This is a genomic window from Pseudomonas sp. Hp2, from assembly GCF_006386585.1.
Classification (GTDB): domain Bacteria; phylum Pseudomonadota; class Gammaproteobacteria; order Xanthomonadales; family Xanthomonadaceae; genus Pseudomonas_S; species Pseudomonas_S boreopolis.
This window is the reverse complement of sequence record NZ_VAHJ01000002.1, coordinates 15,484-33,171: the sequence shown is the minus strand read 5'-3', so window position 1 is coordinate 33,171 and position 17,688 is coordinate 15,484. Positions and strand designations below refer to the sequence as shown.

The following is a 17,688-nucleotide window of genomic DNA, read 5'->3' as shown; positions in this document are numbered from 1 at the left end:
TGCGGTCTCGCCGTCCTGACGAACAGACGGCCACGTATGGTCGGGACGGCTACCTTACTATTATTTGTACCGCCGGGTACAGATTGAGAAGGGCGGCCGCGCCGGGCCGCGGCCGCCCGTTCATCTCCCCCGGCCGGGCGTCAATGCCCCGTCTTGAGCTCGGTCCACAGCCGGGTGTACTGGCGATCCACTTCCGGCGGCATGATCTTCAGGCCGAACAGCTTGGCCATGGTCTCCGGCGGCGGGTAGATGGTCTTGTCGTCGCGGATCGCGGCCTCGATCAGGGGCGTGGCGGCCGGCACCGGGTTGGGATAGCTGACGAAGTTGGTATTGGCGGCCGCCACTTCCGGCGTCAGCAGGTAGTTGATGAACGCATAGGCGTTCTCCGGGTGCTTGGCGTCCTTGGGGATCGCCAGCATGTCGAAGAACTGCAAGGCGCCTTCCTTCGGGATCGAATAACCGATGCGGACCCCGTTGCCGGCCTCCTCGGCGCGGTCGCGTGCCTGCAGGATGTCGCCCGACCAGCCCACCACCAGGCAGGTGGTGCCCTTGGCCAGCGCGTCGATGTACTGGCTGGAGTGGAAGTTCTGGATGTAGGGGCGGATTTCCTTGAGCTTGGCCGCGGCCTTGGCGATCACCGCCGGATCGGTGCTGTTGGGGTCCTCGCCCAGGTAGTGCAAGGTGGTCGGCACGATCTCCGAAGCGGTGTCGAGGATGGTGACGCCGCAGTCCTTGAGCTTGGCGATGTTCTCCGGCTTGAACACCAGGTCCCAGCTGTTCACCACGTCGGTGCTGCCGAAGGCCGCCTTGACCTTGTCGATGTTGTAGCCGATGCCGGTGGTGCCCCACAGGTACGGCACCGCGTACCGGTTGCCCGGATCCTGCTGCGCGATGCGCTTCATCATCTCCGGATCGAGGTTGTTCCAGTTGGGGATCTTGCTGCGGTCCAGCGGCTGGAACACGCCGGCCTGGATCTGCCGCCCCAGGAAGCTCAGCGAGGGCACCACCACGTCGTAGCCGCTGCCGCCGGCCAGCAGCTTGGCCTCAAGGACCTCGTTGCTGTCGAACACGTCGTAGGCGACCTTGACGCCGCTGGCCTTCTCGAAGTTCGGGACCGTGTCGGTCGCGATGTAGTCCGACCAGTTGTAGACGTTCAATACCTTCGCTTCGGGCGACGCCGGGGCATCCGCGTCGCCCGCGCTCTCGCCGCTTCCCCCGCAACCGGCCAGACACACCGCGGCCAGCGCCATCCACATCGCATGTTGCTTCATCGTGGTCTCCATGGGCCGCCCGCAGGCGGCGGTAGGCAGGCGCCGTTGCGGACGCCCGGTGTTGCCCTCCCCCTTGCCGCGCGAACGCCGCTCTCACCGGCGGCGCCCGTACACCTTGAACCTTGCGATGAAGCCCCCTGTCCGCCGCGGCGACAGAACCCAGCTTGCGCCATGGCGCGGGGGCCATGCGGGAGGGACTCCGGTCCCGGCGGGCTCTGCCAGCAAAGCGCCGGGACCGGAGCCCCTCCCACGATCACTCATGAATGCAAACAGCCCCTGGGCATCAACGCCCCGTCTTGATCTCCGTCCACAGCCGCGTGTACAGCTGGTCCACTTCCGGCGGATTGATCGCGTAGGTGAACATCTTGGCCTTCACCTCGTCCGGCGGGTAGATCGTCGGGTCGTTGCGGATGTCCTCGGCCACCAGCGGGGTCGCCTTCGGCACCGGATTGGCGTAGTGGATGAAGTTGGTGTTGGCCGCGGCCACTTCCGGCGTCAGCAGGTAGTTGATGAACGCGTAGGCGTTTTCCGGGTGCTTGGCGTCCTTGGGGATCGCCAGCATGTCGAACCACTGCGGCGCGCCCTCCTTCGGGATCGAGTAGGCCACGTGCACGCCGTTGCCGGCCTCGTCGGCGCGGTCGCGGGCCTGGATGATGTCGCCGGACCAGCCCACGGCCAGGCAGGTGCTGCCGTTGGCGAGCGAGCTGACGTACTGGCTGGAATGGAAGTTCTGCACGTACGGGCGGATCCCCTTGATCAGGTCGGCGGCCTTCTGCAGTTCCTCCGGCTTCTGGCTGTGCGGGTCCAGGCCCAGGTAGTTCAGCGCGATCGGCAGCAGGTCGGAGGGCGTATCGAGGATCGTCACGCCGCAGTCCTTCATCTTGCCGATGTTCTCCGGCTTGAAGATCAGGTCCCAGCTGCCGGCGATGTCGGTGCTGCCGCCGAAGCGCTCCTTGAGCTTGTCGACGTTGTAGCCGATGCCGGTGGTGCCGATCATGTACGGCACGCCGTACGCGTTGCCCGGATCCTGCTGCGCGATGCGCTTCATCACGTCCGGGTCGAGGTTGGCCAGGTTCGGGATCTTGCTCTTGTCCAGCGGCAGGAACACGCCGGCCTTGATCTGGCGGCCGAAGAAATTGAGCGTCGGCACCACCACGTCGTAGCCGCTGCCGCCGGCCAGCAGCTTGGCCTCGACCATCTCGTCGCTGTCGAACACGTCGTAGACGACCTTGATGCCGGTCGCCTTCTCGAAGTTGGGGACGGTGTCCTCGGCGATGTAGTCGGAGTAGTTGTAGACGTTGAGGACCTTCTCCTCGGCGCCGGCGGGCTTGCCGGCATCGGCATTGGCGCCGGCCTCGGGCTTGCCGCCGCAGGCGGCCAGCAGCGTGGTGGCGAGGGCGACGGTCAGGATTCGCAGCTTCATCGTGGTCTCCACAAGATCCCGCTATGAGGGTGGGGTCGGCCGTGGGCCGGGACTACGCCAGCCTACCCAGCGCCGGGCTATTTGCCCAGCGCCGCGGCGGTGTCGTCCAGCGCCTTCCAGGCCTTGTCGAACAGTTCGTCGACCTGGGCCCGGGTGATCACCAGCGGCGGCGACAACAGCATCGCATCGTTGGTCGCGCGCAGGATCAGGCCATGGCGGAGCGCGATGTCGCGGCACAGCGCGCCGACCTTGCCGCGCTCGTCGAAGTAGCCACGCCGGCGCTTGTCCGGCACCAGTTCGAGCGCCCCCATCAACCCGGCAATGCGCGCCTCGCCGACCAGCCGGTGCCCGCCCAGCTCGGCCCAGCGCTGGGCCAGGTAGGGCGCGATCCGCTCGCGCGCGGTCTCGACGATGCGCTCTTCCTGCATGATCCGCAGGTTCTCCAGCGCCACGGCGGTGCAGACCGGATGCCCCGAATAGGTGCAACCGTGCGCCAGCTCGCCGCCCTGCTCCTTCAGCACGCCCGCGACGCGGTCGTTGAACATCGCCGCGCCGAGCGGGATGTAGCCGGAGGTGATGCCCTTGGCGATGGTCATCACGTCCGGCTGGAAACCGAAGTACTGCGAGCCGAACCACTGCCCGGTGCGGCCGAAGCCGCAGATCACCTCGTCGGCGACCAGCAGCACGTCGTACCTGCGGCAGATCCGCTCGATCTCGGGCCAGTAGCTGCGCGGCGGGATGTACACGCCGATGGCGCCCATGATCGGCTCGCCGATGAAGGCGGCAACGTTGTCCGGGCCCAGCTCGAGGATCTTGTCTTCCAGCCGCCGCGCGGCGAGCAGGCCGTACTCCTCCGGGTCCGTGTCGCCGCCGTCGCCGAACCAGTACGGCGGATCGATGTGCGCGATGCCCGGGATCGGCAGGCCGCCCTGCTTGTGCATGCCCTTCATCCCGCCGAGGCTGGCGCCGGCCATGGTGGTGCCGTGGTAGCCGTCGTGGCGCCCGATGAAGACCTGCTTCTGCGGCTTGCCCTGCACCGCCCAGAAATGCCGCACCAGCCGCAGGATGGTGTCGTTGGCCTCCGAACCGGAGTTGGTGAAGAAGGCGTGGTTGATGTCGCCGGGCGCCAGCTCGGCGAGCTTGGCGGCCAGGCGGATGGTCGGCTCGGTGGTGCACTGGAAGAAGCTGTTGTAGTAGGCCAGCTCCTCCATCTGCCGCGCCGCCGCCTCGCCCAGCTCGGCCCGGCCGTAACCGATGTTGACGCACCACAGCCCGGCGAACGCGTCCAGCAACTGGTGCCCCTCCGCATCCCACACGTAGACGCCCTCGCCCCGCGTCAGGATGCGCGTGCCCTTCTTCGCCAGCGCCGCGTTGTCGTTGAACGGATGCAGGTGGTGGGCTGCATCCAGGTCCTGCAGGGTCCGCGTTTGAATCGGGTCCATCGCCATCTCCGCTATCGCTTTTGATTTTTGCTGTTGCTGTTGCCGTTGCCGTTGCCGTTGCCGTTGCCGTTGCTCGTGATGTTGCCTTGGCTTCCCGCCTTTGACTTACCGGGGCCCCTCCGAAGCGGCGGAGACGGCGGGAAAAACCCGAAGGGCGACGCACAGGGATGTGCGTCGTTTTTCGCCGCGACAGGATGTCGCGTCGAAAAATCCCGCCGGCTCCGCGGACCCGCAGCGCAGCTGCGGGCGCGCAGGCGGGGTGTGCTTGATCAGCCGTTCGGCTGCTGTGAAGCGCTTCTTTTGGTTACTTTTCTTTACGCGGCACATCCTTGTGCCGCGCCCTTCGGGCCGGCTTCGCCGTGCGGCGCCGCTCCTGCGGCGCGCGTGCACAAGCAAAGAAAAGTGACTCGCCAAAGGCGAAAGCTGTTGCTGTTGCTGTTGCTGTTACGCAAGAGAACCCACAAGACCTCGAACAATGCGAGGCTTCCCTCGCACCCTCACCCCAACCGCCCCGGCCCACACCAGCGGAGTGGACGCTCAAAGGCACGCGCGCCAGTGGCGCGCAAGCCGTGCCTTATCGCCCCGAGGGGAGAGTGGCTCGAGCCAACCCCTGCCCCTCAAGCACTCAACGCCTCAAACATTCAACAACAGGAACTCCCGTTCCCACGAACTGATCACCCGGAAAAACGTCTCGTACTCCTTCCGCTTCACCGACACGTAGGCACGCACGAACCGCTGCCCCAGCATCTCCTGCAACGGCACGCACCCCTCCAACTCGTCCAACGCCTCGCCCAACGACCGCGGCAGATCGTAGCCCTCCTCCTTGCCGCTGCCGGTGATCGGCTCGGTCGGCTCCAGCTTCTCGCGGATCCCGAGCAGGCCGCAGGCCAGCGTCGCCGCCATCGCCAGGTACGGATTGGCGTCCGAACCGGCAAAGCGGCTCTCCACCCGCATGTTCTCGGGCGTATCGAACGGCACGCGCAACCCGCAGGTGCGGTTGTCGTAGCCCCACAGCACATTGCTCGGCGACACCTCACCGAACACCAGCCTGCGATAGGAATTCACGTTCGGCGCGAAGAACGCCATCGCCATCGGCACGTACTTCTGCAATCCGCCCAGATAGTGCGCGAAGGTGCGGCTGAACTCCCCCGACCTGCCGCCGCTGAAGACGTTCTGCCCGTCGCTCGCCCGCACCAGGCTCTGGTGGATGTGCATCGCGCTGCCCGGCTCGTTCTCCATCGGCTTGGCCAGGAAGGTGGCATAGACGCCATGGCGCATCGCCGCCTCGCGCATCGTGCGCTTGAACAGGAACACCTGGTCGGCCCGCGACATCGCGTCGCTGTGGGTGAAGTTCACCTCCAGCTGCGCGGCGCCGGACTCGTGGATCAGCGTATCCACGTCCAGCTCCATCGCATCGCAGTAGTCGTACATCAGGTCCAGGATCGGGTCGAACTCGTTGACCGCGTCGATCGAGTACGACTGGCGCGCGGTCTCGGCCCGCCCGGAGCGGCCGGCCGGCGGCAGCAGCGGGAAATCCGGATCGGTGTTCTTCTGCACCAGGAAGAACTCCAGCTCCGGCGCCACCACCGGCTGCAGGCCCTCCGCCGCGTAGGCATCGAGCACGCGCCGCAGCACGTTGCGCGGCGCCAGCTCGTGCGGCGTGCCGTCGCGGGTATAGCAGTCGTGGATGATCTGCGCGGTCGGGTCGGTGGCCCACGGCACCATGCGCACCGTGTCCGGGTCCGGGCGCAGGTGCATGTCCGAATCCGACGGCGAGGTCAGTTCGTAATAGTCGTCCGGGTAGTCGCCGGTGACGGTGGTGGCGAAGATCCCTTCCGGCAGGCGCGTGCCGTAGTCGTGGCTGAACTTGTCGGCCGGGATGATCTTGCCGCGCGCGTTGCCGGTGATGTCCGGCACCAGGCATTCCACCTCGGTGATGCGGCGCTCCTTCAGCCAGCGCAGCAGCGAGCTTTCGGGTTGGACAGGAGGGGCGGCCTTGCGGGGGCGCGGGCGGGTGGTCATGGGATTCAGCGGCTGCGTTGGGCGGCGTAGCGACGACACGCTTCGCCGAAGGCCTGGAATATGCCGAGGTAGAACGGGTTTTCGGTGACGCGCCATTCCGGATGCCACTGCACGGCCAGCAGGAACGGCGTGCCGATGCCGCGGAAGGCCTCGACCAGGCCGTCGGGCGAGGTCGCCTCCACCGCCAATCCCCCGCCCAGGCGCGCGATGCCCTGCCCATGCAGCGAGTTGACGCGGACCTCGGTCGTGCCGGCGATGCCGGCCAGCAAGCCGCCCGGTTGCAGATGCACCGGATGCGCCGGGCCGTACTGCACTTCCAGCGCGGCCTCGATGTCCTCGCGGTGGTCGTCCATGCCGTCCACCTCGTGCACCTTCTGGTACAGGGTGCCGCCGCAAGCGACGTTGACCTCCTGCAATCCGCGGCAGATCGCCAGGACCGGCAGGCCGCGCGCCACCGCCTGCGGGACCAGCGCCAGCGTGTTGGCGTCGCGCGCGGGATCGTGCAGGTTGCCCTCCCAGCTCGGTTCGGGGCCGTAGTGGTGCGGCTCGATGTTGCTGACCGCACCGGTGAGCAGCAGCCCGTCCAGGCGATCGAGCCAGAGCCCCGGATCGACCGGCGGCTGCAAGGCCGGCAACAGCACCGGCGTGGCGCCGGCGCCTTCCACCACCGCGCGCACGTACTTCTCGCCGGTGGCGAGGAACGGATGCGCTCCGATCATCTTGCGGTCGGTCGGCAGGCCGACCAGCGGCGGGAAGGCCATGCGATGGGGCTCGATGGGCTTTTCGGCAACCTACCTTGGGCGTTTTATTTTTGCAACAACGCACGCATGGCCCTCTCCCGGCGGGAGAGGGCTTGGGGTGAGGTGCGGGCGCAGTCCTGCGTCGCCAGGCTGCAGGAGGCTTCGCCCGTACCCTCGTCCGCCCCTTCGGGGCACCTTCTCCCGGTGGAAGAAGGGAAAGCCGGGGCGTTGAGTATTCTTGACACACCCTCCGCTCTGCTAAGCTCGGCCAGACCCCGCAGGCGCCCGTCATGACCACGAATCCCGCCGCTTCGTCCCTGCCCCCGGAAGACGCCGAGACCCTGCGCCGGATCGACGGCTGCGAACTGGTCGACCTGCTGCTGCCCGACACCAACGGCCTGCTGCGCGGCAAGCGCGTGATCCGCGAATCGCTGGAGAAGGTCTACGCGGACGGCGTCTGCCTGCCGATGTCGCTGCTGGCCGCGCACATCACCGGCGACACGGTCGAGGAGACCGGCCTGGGCTACGACATCGGCGACGAGGACCGATTGTGCCGCCCGGTACCCGGCACGCTGCGCCCGGTGCCGTGGTCGCCGCGGCCGATGGCGCAGTTGCTGCTGTCGATGGAGGACGGGCGCGGCGGCGCGTTCGAGGCCAATCCGCGCGCGGTGCTGGCGCGCGTGCTGGAGCGCTACCGCGCGCGCGGCCTCACGCCGGTGGTCGCGGTCGAGCTGGAGTTCTACCTGTTCGATGCCGCACCCGACGCGCACGGCCGCCCGCAGACCCTGCGCGACCCGCGCACCGGCCAGCGCGGCGACGGCACGCAGGTCTACTACATGCCGGAGCTGGACGACCATCGCGCCTTCACCGACGCGGTCGCCGCCGCCTGCCGCGAGCAGCGCGTACCCGCCGACACGGCCGTGGCCGAATACGCGCCGGGCCAGTTCGAGATCAACCTCAAGCACCGCGACGACGCGCTGGCCGCCTGCGACGACGCGATCTTCCTCAAGCGCACGATCAAGGCGATCGCGCAGCAGCAGGGCGCGCTCGCCAGCTTCATGGCCAAGCCGTTCGCCGGCCAGTCCGGCAGCGGGCTGCACCTGCACGCCAGCCTGCTCGACGACGCCGGCCGCAACGTCTTCGCGGGCACGCCGGACGCGCCGGCCGAAGCGCTGCGCCACGCGGTGGCAGGCCTGCAGCGCGCCGCCGCCGATTCGCTGCTGCTGTTCGCCCCGCACGCCAACAGCTACCGGCGCTTCGTGCCGAACGCGTTCGTGCCGCTCAACGACAGCTGGGGCTTCAACAACCGCACCGTCGCGCTGCGCATCCCGCACAGCGATCCGCGCAACACCCGCATCGAACACCGCATCGCCGGCGCCGACGCCAATCCCTACCTGGTCGCCGCGGCGGTGCTGGCCGGCATGCTGGACGGCATCGAGCGCCGGCTCGATCCGGGCCCGCCGGTCGTCGGCAATGCCTACGAACAGGCCGAGTGCCGCAGCCCGGGCTGGCAGGAGGCGATCGCGCGCTTCCTGGCCAGCGACTTCGTCGCCCAGGCGTTCGGCGAGCGCTTCCGGCATGTCTACGGCCAGCAGAAGCGACGCGAGATGCTGGACTTCCAGGCCCGGGTGACCGACCTGGACTACGCCTGGTACCTGCGCACGGTGTGATGGCCAGCCGCGCGCGCGAAGAGGGCTATCCCGACAGCTGGTACGCGGCCAGCACGGCGCCGTTGCCGCCGCAGGCGGCCCTGCAGGGCGCGGAGACCGCCGACGTCTGCATCCTCGGCGCCGGCTATACCGGCCTGACCGCCGCGCTGGCATTGGCCGAAGCCGGCTACCGCGTGGCCGTGCTCGAGGCCCGGCGCATCGGCTGGGGCGCTTCCGGGCGCAACGGCGGGCAGGCCATCGTCGGCTACGGCTGCGAGCAGGACGCGCTGGAGAACCTGCTCGGGCCGGACGAGGCGCGGCTGCTGTTCGACTTCTCGCGCGACGGCATGCGGATGCTGCGCGAGCGCATCGCCCGCCACGGCATCGACTGCGACTGGCGCGACGGCCATGCCCACGTCCCGCTCAAGCCGCGCCAGGAGCGCGCCTTGCGTGCCGGCATCGCGCACATGGCCGAGCGCTACGACTACCCGCTGGAATGGTGGGACCGCGCGCGCCTGCGCCGGGAGCTGGCCAGCGACCTCTACCTCGGCGCGATGTACGACGCCGCCAGCGGCCACCTGCATCCGCTCGCCTATGCGCTGGGCCTGGCGCGCGCCGCGCTGGCCGCCGGGGTGCGCATCTTCGAGCATTCGGCGGTGACGCGGCTGGAGCGCGGCGCCCGGCCGGTGCTGCACACCGCGCGTGGCCAGGTGCGGGCGGAGTTCGCGGTGATCGCCGGCAACGCCTGGCTGCGCGGCGTCGCGCCGGAGCTGGAAGCGCGGATCATGCCGGTCGGCACCTACATCGGCGCCACCCCGCCGCTGGGCGCCGAGCGCGCCCGGGCCCTGATCCGCAACGACATGGCGGTGGCCGACACCAACTGGGCGCTCGACTACTACCGGCTCAGCCGCGACCACCGCCTGCTGTTCGGCGGCCGCGCCAGCTACTCCTCGCTGCCGCCGCCCGGCCTGAGGGGCCTGATGACCCGGCGCATGCACCGGGTGTTCCCGCAGTTGGGGGACGTCGGGCTGGACTACCTGTGGGGCGGCTACGTCGACATCTCGCTCAACCGCGCCCCGCACTGGGGGCGGCTGGCGCCGAACCTGTATTTCGCCCAGGGCTTCTCGGGCCACGGCGTCGCGGCGAGCGGCCTGGCCGGCACCGTCATCGCCGAGGCCATCGCCGGGCAATCCCGGCGCCTGGACGTGTTCGAGCGCATCCCGCACCGGCCCTTCCCCGGCGGCCGGCTGCTGCGCACCCCGCTGCTGGTGGCGGCGATGAGCTGGTATCGCCTGCGCGACCTGCTCCCATAACGCGAAATCCGTCACAATTATCTCAAGCTTTGCCGGATCTGGCCGATATGGACGCGGCACGTTACTTCCCCATACGTCACTCGATGCCCGTCCCCTCCGCTCGAGCTCCCGAAGGCGATCCGCTGCCGCAGCGCGTCCTGCTGGTGGAGAACTCGCGCGCCTTCACGGGCATGCTGCGCGAGGCGATCGAGTCGCGGGTGGAGCTGCCGGTCACGGTGGTCTCCACGCTGGCCGAGGCCGCGCGCGTGCTGGAGGAGGAGGACGGCTGGTTCCTGGTGCTGACCGGCCTGGTGCTGGTCGACGGCGACCGCGACCAGGTGGTGGAGTTCTTCGTCTCGCGCGGCCTGCCCACGGTCGTGGTCAGCGGCGTCTACGACGAGGACCTGCGCAAGCGCGTGCTGCAGCAGCAGATCATCGACTACGTGCTGAAGAACGCGCCGGGCAGCATCGACTACCTGACCTGGCTGGTGCAGCGCCTGGACCGCAACCGCCGCATCTCGGCGCTGGTGGTGGACGACTCGTTGTCGGCCCGTACCTACGCCACCGCGCTGCTGGAGATGTACGGCTACAAGGTGGTCGTGGCCGCCGACGGCGCGCAGGGCCTGAAGGCGATCGAGCAGGACCCGAGGATCCGCCTGGCGGTGGTCGACCAGGACATGCCGGGCATGGAAGGCGTGGAATTCACCCGCCGCCTGCGGGCGCTGCGCGCGCGCGACAAGGTCGCGGTGATCGGGCTGTCCGGCAACAACGACGCCTCGCTGATCCCGCGCTTCCTGAAGAACGGCGCCAACGACTTCCTGCGCAAGCCGTTCTCGCGCGAGGAATTCTTCTGCCGCGTCTCGCAGAACGTGGACCAGCTGGAGCTGATCGGCACCCTGCAGGACCTGGCCACGCGCGACTACCTCACCGGGCTGCCCAATCGCCGCCACTTCCTCGAACAGAGCCAGCGCCTCCTGCCGAGGCTGCTGGCCGAACGGAAGGCGGTCACCGCGGCGATGCTCGACATCGACCACTTCAAGCACATCAACGACACCTGGGGCCACGAGGCCGGCGACCACGCGCTGCGCGCCGTGGCGGCCTCGGTATCCGAGCATGCGCGGCCACAGGACCTGGTCGCGCGCTTCGGCGGCGAGGAATTCTGCCTGTTGGTGCCCGGCCTCGATGCCGCCGGCGCGGCCGGCTACTTCGAAGCGCTGCGCGAGCGGATCGGCGCGTTGCGCATCCCGGTCGGCACGGACGTCCTGCGGATGACGGTCAGCATCGGCCTGTGCACCGCGCACTCGGAGGACTGGACGCTGCACGACATGCTCGGCGAGGCCGACAAGCACCTGTACCTGGCCAAGGCCGGCGGCCGCAACCAGGTCCGCTTCGCTGCCTGACCCTATCGCAGGAGCGGCTTTCTTGTGGGAGCGGCTTCAGCCGCTCCCACAAGAAAGCCGCTCCTACAGCCCCCACCATTCACGCCACGCTGGAATGCCGGCGCGCGGCCATCAGCGCCAGCAGCGTCACCACCGCCATCGAGCTCAGGTACCAGCCCACCGACTTCAAGCCATACGTCGCCGCCAGCCAGGTCGCCAGCGGCGCGGCCGGCGCGGCACCGAGCACCCCGGCCAGGTTGAACGACATCGACGAGCCGGTGTAGCGCACCTCCACGGGGTACAGCTCCGACAGCAGCGTTCCCACCGGACCGTAGGTCCAGCCCATGACGAACAGCCCGATCGCCAGGAACGCCAGCACCATCAACGGATGGCCGGACTGGAACAGCGTGGAGAACAGCAGCCCGAACGCCACGATGCACGCGCTGGCCACCGCCATCGAACGGCGTGCGCTGGTGCGGTCGCCGTACAGGGCCGACAGCGGGATGCCCAGCGCGAAGAACAGCATGCCCACCATCTGCAACAGCAGGAACTGCTGGCGACTGTAGCCGAGCGTGGTGGTGCCGTAGCCGAGCGCGAACACCGTCATCAGGTAGAACAGGACGAAGGTCGCCAACGCGCCGAACGTGCCCGCAAGCACCGGCCCCATGTGCTTGCGCACGACCACCCCGAACGGCACGCGCACCTGTTCGTTGCGCTCCAGCGCCCGCTGGAAGTCCGGCGTCTCGGTGATGCTCAGGCGCACCCACAGCCCCAGGATCACCAGCAGCGCGCTGGACAGGAACGGCACGCGCCAGCCCCAGCTCATGAACTGGTCCTGCGACAGCAATGCGCCCAGCACCAGGAAGGTGCCGGCCGAGAGCAGGAAGCCCAGCGGCGCGCCGAGCTGCGGGAACATCCCGTACCAGGCGCGCTTGCCCGGCGGCGCGTTCTCGGTCGCCAGCAGCACCGCTCCGCCCCACTCCCCGCCCAGCCCCATGCCCTGGCCGAAACGGCACAGGGTCAGCAAGGCCGGCGCGGCGATGCCGATCTGCGCATAGGTCGGCAGCAGGCCGATCACCACGGTCGAGATGCCCATCGTCAACAGTGCCGCCACCAGCGTCGCCTTGCGCCCGATCCGGTCGCCGAAGTGGCCGAACAGCGCCGAGCCCACCGGGCGCGCGACGAACGCCACCGCGAAGGTCGCCAGCGAGGCGAGCTGCTGCGCGGTCGCGCTGGCCGGCGGGAAGAACAGGTGCGGGAACACCAGCACCGCGGCGGTGGCGTAGATGTAGAAATCGAAGAACTCGATGGTGGTGCCGACCAGGCTCGCCAACAGCACGCGGGCGGGCGAATTGGTCGGCGCCTGGGAAACGGCGGCAACGCTCATGCGGGGGTGGTCGTTCGAAGAGGCAGGGGATTCTGGCAGATGCGGCGCGGCATGCGCACGCATGGTTGCGGCAGCAACCGTATGGCGCGCGCGTCGCCGGCCGGCCTCGCCATGGCGGTCAATCCGCGAGGTTGATCCAGGTCGCCTTGATCTCGGTGTACTTGTCGAACGCGTGCAGCGATTTGTCGCGCCCGTTGCCCGACTGCTTGTAGCCGCCGAACGGCGCGGTCATGTCGCCGCCATCCCAGTAGTTGACCCAGACGCTGCCGGCGCGCAGCTTGCGCGCGACCCGGTGCGCCCGGGAAATGTCGCGGGTCCACACGCCGGCCGCCAGCCCGTACTGCGTGTCGTTGGCCATGCGCAGCGCGTGCGCTTCGTCGTCGAAGGCGATCACCGACAGCACCGGCCCGAAGATCTCCTCGCGCGAGATGGTGTGCTCGTGCGCCACCCCGTCGAATACGGTCGGCTCCACGTAGCAGCCGCCTGCGACCACGTCCGCGCGCTTGCCGCCGAGCACCAGCCGCGCGCCCTCCTCGCTGCCCTTGGCGATGTAGTCGAGCACGCGCCGGGTCTGCGCCTCGTCCACCAACGCCCCCATCGCCGCGTCGTCCTCGAACGGGTGGCGCGGCTGCATCCTGCGCCCCGCGGCGACCACCTTCTCGACGAAGGCGTCCTTGATCGAGCGCTCCACCAGCAGGCGCGAGGCCGCGGTGCAGACCTCGCCCTGGTTGTAGAAGATGCCGCCGGCGGCGGCCTCGGCGGCCGCGTCCAGGTCCGGCGCATCGGCGAACACGATGTTGGGGCTCTTGCCGCCGCACTCCATGTACGCGCGCTTCATGTTGGACTGGCCGGCGTATTGCAGCAGCTTGCGGCCCACCACGGTCGAGCCGGTGAACACCAGCCCGTCCACGTCCATGTGCAGCGCGAGCGGCTCGCCGGCGCCGGGCCCGGTGCCGGGCACCACGTTGAAAACGCCGTCCGGCACGCCCGCCTCGGCCACCAGTTCGGCCAGCCGCAGCGCGCTCAGCGGCGACTTCTCCGACGGCTTGAGCACCACCGAGTTGCCGGTGGCCAGCGCCGGGGCGATCTTCCAGGCCGCCATCAGCAACGGGAAGTTCCACGGCACGATCGCGCCGACCACGCCGAGCGGTTCGCGCGTGACCAGGCCGAGCTCGTCCGGACCGGTCGGCGCTATTTCGCCGTATACCTTGTCCAGCGCCTCGGCGGTCCAGCTCAGGCACCGGATGGTCGCCGCCAGGTCCACCGCGCGCGCGTCGCGCACCGGCTTGCCCATGTCGAGCGATTCCAGCAACGCCAGCTCGTCGGCATGCCGTTCGACCAGTTGCGCCAGCTTCAGCAGCACCTTCTTGCGGTGCACGGGCTTGGCCTCGGACCAGCGCCCGGACTCGAAACCGCGCCGCGCGGCGGCCACCGCGCGGTCCACGTCCAGGGCGGACCCGGCCGCGACCCGGCCTAGCACGCGCCCGTCGATCGGGCTGACGCAATCGAAGGTCGCGCCGTCGGCGGCATCGACATAGCGGCCGTCGATGAAGGCCTGGGTCTTCGGCGAAAGACCCTCGGCCATCGCCTGCCAGTGTTCGCGGTTACGGGACGTGCTCATCGACTCTGCTCCTGTGGTTCCTTCGCCCCGCGGGGCGAAGGCGAAGGGCAAGGACCTGTCGCCCCGCCCCTGCGGAAGACTAGAAAGTAGCCGGCGTGTTCGCGCTGACGATGACCGCCTCGCCTTCGCCGACGTTGCGGAAGCGGTGCGGGATGCGGCTCTCGAAGTAATAGCCCTCGCCCGCGCGCAGCACCCGTGCCTGCCCGCCGACCGTGACTTCCACTTCGCCGCAGACCACCACGCCGCCCTCCTCGCCGTCGTGGCGCAGCATGCTCTCGCCGGTGTCGCTGCCGGGCGGCATCACCTCGCGCAGGATGCACATCTGGCGCTGCGGGCGATGCTTGCCCACCAGGAAATAATGGATGCCGTCGCTGCCCACGTCCGGCAGCTCGTCGGCCGAATAGAAAGGCGTGTCGGGCGGGCCGATCTGCAGGTCGTGGGTGAAGAAGTCGGCCAGCGAGATCGGGATGCCGTCCAGCACCTTCTTCAGCGAGCTGACCGACGGGCTGACCTTGTTCTGCTCGATCAGGGAGATCGTCGAATTGGTCACGCCCACGCGCTTGGCGAGCTCGCGCTGGCTGAGCCCATGCGCCCTCCGCACCAGTTGCAGGCGTGCGCCGATGTCCATGCGTCCAGAAACCGGGGATGTGTTGCGGATACTTTACATGGGCCGCCCCGAGCGTCAATCGCACTATGCGGAATCCTGTGGGAGCGGCTTCAGCCGCGATAGGGCTCTACCGGCAAGCTCCATCGCGGCCGAAGCCGCCCCCCAGAGCATCCGATCCCGTCCGGGCCAAGCTGGTGTAAAGTTTTTTCAACAACTCGACCGGAGCGCGTTCATGAGCAGCGAATCCCCGTCCTCCCTCGCCGAACTGGCGCAGCAGCCGCCGGCCTCGCTCGACGCGTTCTGGATGCCGTTCACCGCCAACGCCCAGTTCAAGGCGCGCCCGCGCCTGCTGGCCTCCGCCGAGGGCATGTACTACCGCAGCGTGGACGGCCGCAGGATCCTCGACGGCACCGCCGGCCTGTGGTGCTGCAACGCCGGCCATGCGCGCCCGCGCATCGTCGAGGCGGTGGCGAAGCAGGTGGCGACGCTCGACTTCGCGCCGACCTTCCAGATGGGCTCGCCGCTGCCGTTCGTGCTGGCCGAGCGGCTCAAGGCGATCGCGCCGCCAGGCCTGGAGCACGTGTTCTTCACCAACTCCGGCTCCGAGTCGGTGGACAGCGCGATGAAGATGGCGCTGGCCTACCACCGCCTGCGCGGCGAAGGCCAGCGCACCCGCTTCATCGGTCGCGAGAAGGCCTACCACGGCGTCGGCTTCGGCGGCATGTCGATCGGCGGACTGCCCAACAACCGCAAGTGGTTCGGTCCGCTGCTGCCGGGCACCGACCACCTGCGCCATACCCTCGACATCGGCCGCAATGCCTTCTCGCGCGGCCTGCCCGCGCACGGCGTGGAACTGGCCGAGGACCTCGAACGCCTCATCGCCCTGCACGACGCCTCCACCATCGCCGCGGTGTTCGTCGAACCGATCTCCGGCTCGGCCGGCGTGGTGTTGCCGCCCGCGGGTTACCTGCAGCGCCTGCGCGAGATCTGCGACCGCCACGGCATCCTGCTGGTGTTCGACGAGGTGATCACCGGCTTCGGCCGCGTCGGCAAGGCTTTCGCCGCGCAACGCTTCGGCGTCGCCCCCGACCTGATGACCACCGCCAAGGGCCTGACCAACGGCACCGTGCCGATGGGCGCCGTATTCGCGAGCGACAAGGTGCACGAGGCCTTCACCCACGGCCCGGCCAGCGCCATCGACTTCTTCCACGGCTATACCTATTCGGGCCATCCGCTGGCCTGCGCCGCCGCCCTCGCCACCCTGGACACCTACGCCGAGGAAGGCCTGTTCGAGAAGGCGATCGAACTGGGCGGCCTCTGGGAACAGGCGATCCATTCGCTCGAGGGCGCCCCGAACGTCATCGACATCCGCAACTTCGGCCTGGTCGGCGCGATCGAGCTGGCCCCGCGCGAAGGCGCCCCCGGCGCGCGCGGCTACGAAGTGCTGGAACGCTGCTTCCACGAAGGCAACCTGCTGGTCCGCGCCACCGGCGACGTCATCGCGCTGTCGCCACCGTTGATCGTGGAGCCCGACCAGATCGGCGAGATGTTCGAGATCCTCGGACGCGTGTTGCGGCAGGTGGCCTGACCGGACGGGCCGAGGGTCGCGTCCGCCGGCCATCGTAGGCGCCGGGGTCGAACTGGCCGGAGAACCGTTTCGCCCGGGCTTGCCGCCCAGGCGGCCCGGCCGGCAGTAATATCAGCCACCGCCGTCAACCGAGGAGCGACCGTGGTCCCCATGAACGACCTGCTGCTGTTCGCCGGCGCGGCCTTGCTGATGGTCCTGACGCCGGGCCCGAACATGATCTACCTGATCTCCCGCTCCATCTGCCAGGGGCGCAAGGCCGGGATGATCTCGCTCCTGGGCGTCGTCGCGGGGTTCCTCGTCCACATGTTCGCGGCGGCCATCGGCATCACCGCGCTCTTCCTCGCGATCCCGATGGCGTACGAAGCGCTCAAGTGGCTGGGAGCGGCCTACCTGCTGTATCTCGCCTGGCAGGCGGTGAAACCGGGCGCACGTTCGCCGTTCGAAGCCCGCCAACTGCCGGAAGACCCGCCTTCCAGGCTGTTCCTGATGGGCTTTCTCACCAATACGCTGAATCCGAAGATCGCGGTCTTTTATCTCTCGATCTTTCCCCAGTTCGTGTCGCCGGACCACGGGTCGGTGTTCGCGCAGAGCGTCGTGCTCGGCCTTACCCAGATCGTCGTGAGCTTCACCGTCAACACGGCCATCGCGCTGTCCGCAGGCGCCCTGGCCGGCTGGTTCGTGCGCAACCCGCGCTGGCTGTCGGCGCAGCGCTACTTCATGGGCTCGGTGCTCGCGGGGCTTGCGGTACGGCTCGCCTCGGAGCAACGCAGGGCCGCCTAGGCCACGCCACGGCCCGAGAGCAGGAGACGGCGCGATGTTCAAGAATCTCATCCCGAAGATCTTCTACGAGCGGCTGCAGGACGGCCTCGAATTCTTCGTGGACGGACTGGGCTTCGAACTCCTCTACCGCGATGCAAGCCTGGCCGTCGTGGCACGCGACGGGGCGAAGGCCTATATCGTCCAGGACGCCGGGTACGCGGCGAAGGACCGTCCGGAGCTTGGCATCGAAACCGACGACATCGACGCGATCTTCGAGGAAATGTCCTCCCGTGCGCCCCACCTGTTGCATCCCAACTCGAACAGGGTCTCGTTGAAGCCCTGGGGCGCGCGGGAGTTCGCGATGCTGGACAAGACCACGGTCTGCGTCGTCTTCCGCCAATGGCAGGCCGACGGCGGGGACGCCTGATATGCCTCGCCGTCCGGCACTGGGATGCCGTATCCGCCCGGGTTGCCATCGCCACGCGCCGGCCTTGCCCCTACAATGCGC

Annotated in this window: 14 protein-coding genes; 6 read left to right on the top strand and 8 right to left on the bottom strand. The window is 68.9% G+C overall.

All coding sequences use genetic code 11. From position 1 onward, the window contains the following. Nucleotides 1-140: 140 nt before the first annotated feature. The 5 genes from FD678_RS05110 to FD678_RS05090 form a co-directional block, all read right to left on the bottom strand. Nucleotides 141-1,256, bottom strand: a complete 1,116-nt coding sequence (locus tag FD678_RS05110) for a polyamine ABC transporter substrate-binding protein (RefSeq protein ID WP_372237523.1) — start codon at nucleotides 1,254-1,256, stop codon at nucleotides 141-143. 298 nt (nucleotides 1,257-1,554) lie between these two features. After that, entirely contained in the window at nucleotides 1,555-2,694 is a 1,140-nt protein-coding gene (locus tag FD678_RS05105; RefSeq protein WP_140720046.1) for a polyamine ABC transporter substrate-binding protein, read from the bottom strand. A gap of 77 nt (nucleotides 2,695-2,771) precedes the next feature. Further along, nucleotides 2,772-4,136 (bottom strand): aspartate aminotransferase family protein, encoded by a 1,365-nt coding sequence (locus FD678_RS05100; RefSeq protein WP_140720044.1) that lies wholly within the window; start codon nucleotides 4,134-4,136, stop codon nucleotides 2,772-2,774. Between the two features lie 633 nt (nucleotides 4,137-4,769). Continuing rightward, entirely contained in the window at nucleotides 4,770-6,158 is a 1,389-nt protein-coding gene (locus FD678_RS05095) for a glutamine synthetase family protein (protein ID WP_140720042.1), read from the bottom strand. Between the two features lie 5 nt (nucleotides 6,159-6,163). Then, a complete protein-coding gene (locus FD678_RS05090; protein WP_140720040.1) occupies nucleotides 6,164-6,919 on the bottom strand; it encodes a gamma-glutamyl-gamma-aminobutyrate hydrolase family protein in 756 nt (251 codons plus the stop codon). A 269-nt stretch (nucleotides 6,920-7,188) separates the two neighbouring features. Here FD678_RS05090 and FD678_RS05085 point away from each other — a divergent pair, with 269 nt between their 5' ends. The 3 genes from FD678_RS05085 (at nucleotide 7,189) to FD678_RS05075 (ending at nucleotide 11,239) form a co-directional block, all read left to right on the top strand. Then, a complete protein-coding gene (locus FD678_RS05085) occupies nucleotides 7,189-8,568 on the top strand; it encodes a glutamine synthetase family protein (protein WP_140720038.1) in 1,380 nt (459 codons plus the stop codon). Continuing rightward, a complete protein-coding gene (locus FD678_RS05080) occupies nucleotides 8,568-9,860 on the top strand; it encodes an NAD(P)/FAD-dependent oxidoreductase (protein ID WP_140720036.1) in 1,293 nt (430 codons plus the stop codon). The genes FD678_RS05085 and FD678_RS05080 overlap by 1 nt, the downstream gene beginning before the upstream one ends. Nucleotides 9,861-9,943: 83 nt before the next feature. Continuing rightward, nucleotides 9,944-11,239: a diguanylate cyclase gene (locus FD678_RS05075; protein WP_140720033.1), complete on the top strand. Its 1,296-nt coding sequence runs from the start codon at nucleotides 9,944-9,946 to the stop codon at nucleotides 11,237-11,239. Between the two features lie 79 nt (nucleotides 11,240-11,318). On the opposite strand, the gene FD678_RS05070 is transcribed toward FD678_RS05075, so the two are convergent. The 3 genes from FD678_RS05070 to FD678_RS05060 form a co-directional block, all read right to left on the bottom strand. Next, the gene (locus FD678_RS05070) at nucleotides 11,319-12,605 is read right to left on the bottom strand and encodes an MFS transporter (RefSeq protein ID WP_140720031.1); all 1,287 of its coding nucleotides are present in this window, start codon (nucleotides 12,603-12,605) and stop codon (nucleotides 11,319-11,321) included. A 118-nt stretch (nucleotides 12,606-12,723) separates the two neighbouring features. Further along, entirely contained in the window at nucleotides 12,724-14,226 is a 1,503-nt protein-coding gene (locus FD678_RS05065) for an aldehyde dehydrogenase (protein ID WP_140720029.1), read from the bottom strand. Nucleotides 14,227-14,305: 79 nt separating this feature from the next. Further along, nucleotides 14,306-14,854 carry a cupin domain-containing protein gene (locus FD678_RS05060; protein WP_140720027.1) on the bottom strand — a complete coding sequence of 183 codons (549 nt, stop codon included), beginning with the start codon at nucleotides 14,852-14,854 and terminating at the stop codon, nucleotides 14,306-14,308. Between the two features lie 211 nt (nucleotides 14,855-15,065). Here FD678_RS05060 and FD678_RS05055 point away from each other — a divergent pair, with 211 nt between their 5' ends. From FD678_RS05055 to FD678_RS05045, 3 genes are all read left to right on the top strand, one after another. Continuing rightward, on the top strand, nucleotides 15,066-16,421 hold the full coding sequence (locus FD678_RS05055) for an aspartate aminotransferase family protein (protein WP_140720025.1): 1,356 nt from the start codon (nucleotides 15,066-15,068) through the stop codon (nucleotides 16,419-16,421). A gap of 141 nt (nucleotides 16,422-16,562) precedes the next feature. Next, nucleotides 16,563-17,201, top strand: a complete 639-nt coding sequence (locus FD678_RS05050) for a LysE family translocator (protein ID WP_140720023.1) — start codon at nucleotides 16,563-16,565, stop codon at nucleotides 17,199-17,201. Between the two features lie 34 nt (nucleotides 17,202-17,235). Continuing rightward, nucleotides 17,236-17,607 carry a hypothetical protein gene (locus FD678_RS05045; protein ID WP_140720021.1) on the top strand — a complete coding sequence of 124 codons (372 nt, stop codon included), beginning with the start codon at nucleotides 17,236-17,238 and terminating at the stop codon, nucleotides 17,605-17,607. The last annotated feature ends 81 nt before the right edge of the window (nucleotides 17,608-17,688 follow it).